The organism is Candidatus Aquicultor sp. (genome assembly GCF_054640775.1).
In genome coordinates this window covers 1-893 of record NZ_JBTSLF010000238.1, presented here as the reverse complement: position 1 = coordinate 893, position 893 = coordinate 1, and the positions used below count along the sequence as shown (strand labels likewise).

2 protein-coding genes are annotated in these 893 nt (G+C 48.8%); both read left to right on the top strand.

The features are described 5' to 3' along the window. Positions 1 to 671: CoA transferase (locus ACYC56_RS13415; RefSeq protein ID WP_461374679.1), on the top strand; the 671-nt coding region annotated here is incomplete at its 5' end. Further along, the coding region (locus ACYC56_RS13410) for a hypothetical protein (protein ID WP_461374678.1) at positions 668 to 893 on the top strand (226 nt) is incomplete at its 3' end. The genes ACYC56_RS13415 and ACYC56_RS13410, both read left to right, overlap by 4 nt.

Genomic DNA, 893 nt, shown 5'->3' with positions numbered 1-893 from the left:
AAAGAATGGAAAGTGGATTGGGGCAGATGATTGATATCAGTATGGTGGACTCGGTAGTGGCCCTGGAGGAAAATGCCTTTGTCCGTTATTTTGCCACCGGCGAAGAACCTCGACGGTTGGGGAGTAAGCACCCGCTTCTGACCCCCTTTCAGGCCTTTCCCACTAAAGACGGGCATATCGTCCTGGTGGCTACCGGACCCATCGAACAATGGGCGCTATTTCTGGAGAAAATTGATTGTCTGGATCTCTTGAACGATGAAAGATTTCATAATCCAAGGACCCGGTATAAATACAATAAGGAACTGGAGCCCATTTTTTCCGAGGCCTTGAAAAAGAAAACCACCCGGGAATGGATCGAAGAGTTTGAGCCGATCGGAATGCCTTGTGGCCCGTTGAACAGCGTGGCCGACAGTGCCCATGATCCCCTGCTGATCTCAAGAAATATGTTTGTCGATCTGCCGAACCCCGGCTCGGAGAAGGGAATGATGAAAGTGGTCAATACCCCTATGAAATTTTCCAGAACTCCGGCCGGGCCGGAAAGAGGGGCTCCTGTTCTGGGGGAGCACACCAGGGAAATGCTCTCAGCCCTGTCCGGCCTGGGGTTGAAGGAAATTGAGGAATTGGAATCTCAGGGAATTATAAACAATATTAAAAACAGGAAGGAAAAATGAAAATGAAAAACAAAATCCCGATTTTTATTATGGTCTTATTTTTAGCTTCAGTCATAAGCCTGCCGTCAACCTATGCCGCTGCCGGGCCGCAATACGGAGGTGTTTACCGGACGGTTATGGCCGAGCCCCGATCATTGGACCCGCATATTGAAACCTATGCCCAGACTTCCGCCGTCACCAACAATACGAATAATCGTTTAATCCGATGGAACAAAGATATGT